The following is a 3,662-nucleotide window of genomic DNA, read 5'->3' as shown; positions in this document are numbered from 1 at the left end:
ACAGGAAAGTTAAGCTCTACAGCGCCGATGGTACTGCACGGGAGACTGTGTGGGAGAGTAGGACGTTGCCAGGTAATATGCGTTATTAGCTCAGTTGGTAGAGCACCTGACTCTTAATCAGGGTGTCCCGGGTTCGATCCCCTGATGACGCACCAAAATCCTAAACATTTGTTTAGGATTTTTTTATTTTTAATATATTTATTGTAAAAACATGATACACTAAGAATAGATAAAAATAATTTTTAGGAGGGGTAATATGTTTTCAAAGACAAGAAAAGTGGCAATAGTAGGAAGCGGTTTAGTTGGATCAAGTACAGCTTTTAGTTTAATAACTCAAGGTGTTTGTGATGAAGTTCTTATGATAGATATTAATAGAGAAAAGGCCCTTGGAGAAGTAATGGATTTAAAGCATTGCATAGAGTATTTAAATAGAAATACTAAAATTAAAGTAGGAGCCTATGAAGAATGTTCAGATGTTGATATAGTAGTTATAACAGCAGGAGCACCACCTAAACCTGGCCAAACAAGGCTAGATACTTTAGATTTATCTGCTAAGATAGTTGAATCTATAGTTAATCCAATAATGGCTAGTGGATTCAAGGGACATTTTATAATTGTATCGAACCCTGTGGATATAATAGCTTATCATGTATATAAATTATCAGGTTTACCTAAAAGTAATGTTATAGGCTCTGGGACTTCGGTAGATTCAGCTAGGCTAAAGAATTTTATTGGGGATTTATTTAATGTAGATCCTAGAAGTGTTCAAGCATACTCTATGGGGGAACACGGAGATTCTCAAATGGTTCCATGGTCTCATGTGTATATAGGAGGGAAGCCATTTAATAAAGTAATTGAAGATAACAAGGATAGAGCAGGTGAAGTTGATTTAGATAAGTTGGTCTTAGATACAGCTAGAGCTGGATGGGAAGTTTATAATAGAAAGGGAACAACTTATTATGCTATAGCAGCTGCAACAGTAGGAATAATAAAGGCTATTATTAATGATGAAAACAAGATAATTCCAGTATCTACATTATTAGATGGAGAATATGGGGAATATAATGTTTTTAGTGGAGTACCAGCAGTTCTTAATAGTCAGGGTGTTAAGGAAGTTGTAGAAATAGATATGACTGAAGAAGAACTTAGAAAATTTAAGGCTTCAAATGAAATATTAAGAGAGTATATAAATAAACTAAATAAGTAGTAAATAAGAGCTATCAAGAATAAAAAAATTATTCTTGATGGCTTAATTTAATGATAATTTCCTATAGAATTTTAATTAATTTATATCAAATATAAAAAATATAAAATTATTTTAAAAAATATGTTGACATTATTGTAAGAAGTCTATATAATAAATTCTTGTTGAGGGAAAAATATCTGGTGATGATGGCGTAGAGGAAACACTCCTTCCCATTCCGAACAGGAAAGTTAAGCTCTACAGCGCCGATGGTACTGCATGGGAGACTGTGTGGGAGAGTAGGACGTTGCCAGGTCATAAGGTTTACTAGCTCAATCGGTAGAGCACTTGACTTTTAATCAAGGTGTACCGGGTTCGATTCCCGGGTAAGCCACCAGAAATCACTTCTTGATGAAGTGATTTTTTTATAAAAACTTGCTTAGCATTACATAAAAAAAGAAGGATTAAATCCTTCTTATTTTTTTAATATATCTTTTTTCAAAAATTTAAAGAATTTCTTTATTGAATTCCAATCATCTTTTAAAGTGCTATTTTCATCTTCTTTAAAATAACCATTTATGTATATCAACATAATAAAGAATAATATTCCTAAATTAATATAAATATCTTTAATATCAGCAATAAATAAATTACTAATACCAATAAAATCTAAGCTACCACCATAGAAAATTTTATCTATTAATGAGCATAAAGCTCCAGATGTAATAAATAAAAATGACATATCGGACCAGAAATCTTTATTTCCTTTAGAAATATAATATCTATAGACTTCTATAAATAAAATAACTGCAATAATATTTAAAAGAATTAGTGATGAAAATCCAACTCCTAATCCGAATCTTGCATTAAGCCATGAACCATCCGTATTGATTATAGGATCAAAAGATAAAAAGCCTTTTATTATTTCGATATAATCATTAAAGAAAAATATTTTAATTATTATTTTACATCCTTGATCAATTAACATAAGAACTATAAATATAAAAATAGTAGATTTGCTGGAAAATCCTTTTTTATATTTATTAGAAATAATATATATTATCCATCCTGTAAATGCAAATATAGTAGTAAGTAGTAAATTCATAAATAATGTATAAAAATCATTTACTCTTCCTGTGATTATTTCAAAGGAAAAATACAATAGCCACATTATGGGAAGTAATCCTATAGTTAACCACTTTTCTTTATTAAATTTATTAGACATTTTTTCCTCCTAGATAATATTAAGATATTAAGATTTTAACATATATATTTATAAATTTCACATAAGACTAACAAATTATTTTAATTATTGTTATAATTAATACAAAATAATGAATATTTAAATTATTTGTATAAATAATAAGGTGATGAGAGGAACTATAGGAGGTAATCGAATTGTTAAAGATTTTTGCAGTATCAGATTCTATTGGAGAAACAGCAGAGCAGGTATCATTAGCAGCAGCCAGTCAATTTAAGGGAGAAGTTGAGGTTAAGAGAGTACCGTATGTTAAGGAGCTAGATGATGTAGAAGATTTAATGCAGAAGGTAAATGAGTGTGAAAGCTGCATTATAGTGTCTACTATAATTACAGTAAAAGTAAGAGAGTATTTAACTCAAAAATGTTTAGAAAAGAACATATCTGTGATTAATGTTCTTAGTCCAATTGTGAATGTAGCATCATCTATATTAAATAGAATGCCTGATAATAATCCTGGCGCTATGAGAAATATAGATGAGGTATATTATAAGAGGATAGAAGCTATGGAATTTGCAATGCAATATGATGACAGCAAGGATTATAGAGGATTAAAAAATGCAGATATAGTGCTAGTAGGATTATCAAGAACATCTAAAACCCCATTATGTATGTATTTGGCAAACAAGGGCTTAAAGGCTATAAACATTCCACTAATGCCTGAAGTAGAAATACCAAAGGAACTTTTTGAGATAAATAGAAAAAAAGTATTTGGGTTAACAATAGATCCACTTCACTTAATAGAAATAAGAAAAAGAAGATTAGATAAATTTCATAGAATTCCTACAGGAATAGAATATGCAGGTGATGCTAGAATTTTAGAAGAATTTGAATTTGCAGATAAAGTAATGAGAAGAATTGGGTGTAAGACTATTGATGTAACACAAAGGGCAATAGAAGATACAGCATTGATAATATTAAAAGATTTAGGATATAGCAAATAATAGGAAAGTAAGCATTCAAAATCAGACTTTAATGTTAATATATAATTTTACTAAAAAAATTATCAAAAAATGTTGACAAAGATATTTTTAAATGATAATATTTATTCATCGCTTAAGGGCGTCAACATGTTTTTGAAAAATAAAATTTTAAAATATATTGACAGCTAAAAAATAAGGTGATAAGATAAGGAAGTCGCTTAAGGGCGACGAAGAAAAATGGTCTTTGAAAATTGAACAGAATATAAGTTAAGTATAAAATAAACCAGCAATTCTTTTA

Annotated in this window: 3 protein-coding genes, 2 tRNA genes and 2 rRNA genes; 6 read left to right on the top strand and 1 reads right to left on the bottom strand. The window is 29.3% G+C overall.

The genetic code is table 11. The annotated features are described in order from the left end of the window. From rrf (ACQPUY_RS17580) to ACQPUY_RS17560, 5 genes are all read left to right on the top strand, one after another. Positions 1-74 (top strand): 5S ribosomal RNA (rrf, locus tag ACQPUY_RS17580); the annotation flags it as partial. A gap of 5 nt (positions 75-79) precedes the next feature. After that, a tRNA-Lys gene (locus tag ACQPUY_RS17575) sits at positions 80-155 on the top strand. Between the two features lie 101 nt (positions 156-256). Then, entirely contained in the window at positions 257-1,207 is a 951-nt protein-coding gene (locus ACQPUY_RS17570; RefSeq protein WP_430843337.1) for an L-lactate dehydrogenase, read from the top strand. A 175-nt stretch (positions 1,208-1,382) separates the two neighbouring features. Continuing rightward, a 5S ribosomal RNA gene (rrf, locus tag ACQPUY_RS17565) occupies positions 1,383-1,499 on the top strand. Positions 1,500-1,504: 5 nt separating this feature from the next. After that, positions 1,505-1,580, top strand: a tRNA-Lys gene (locus ACQPUY_RS17560). A gap of 78 nt (positions 1,581-1,658) precedes the next feature. Here ACQPUY_RS17560 and ACQPUY_RS17555 read toward each other — a convergent pair. Continuing rightward, complete coding sequence (locus ACQPUY_RS17555) at positions 1,659-2,408, bottom strand: signal peptidase II (RefSeq protein WP_430843335.1); 750 nt, start codon at positions 2,406-2,408, stop codon at positions 1,659-1,661. A gap of 173 nt (positions 2,409-2,581) precedes the next feature. Here ACQPUY_RS17555 and ACQPUY_RS17550 point away from each other — a divergent pair, with 173 nt between their 5' ends. Then, on the top strand, positions 2,582-3,385 hold the full coding sequence (locus ACQPUY_RS17550; RefSeq protein ID WP_430843333.1) for a pyruvate, water dikinase regulatory protein: 804 nt from the start codon (positions 2,582-2,584) through the stop codon (positions 3,383-3,385). The last annotated feature ends 277 nt before the right edge of the window (positions 3,386-3,662 follow it).

This window comes from Clostridium nigeriense (assembly GCF_050585245.1).
Lineage (GTDB): Bacteria > Bacillota > Clostridia > Clostridiales > Clostridiaceae > Clostridium > Clostridium nigeriense_A.
This window is presented reverse-complemented; position numbering and strand designations above follow the sequence as displayed.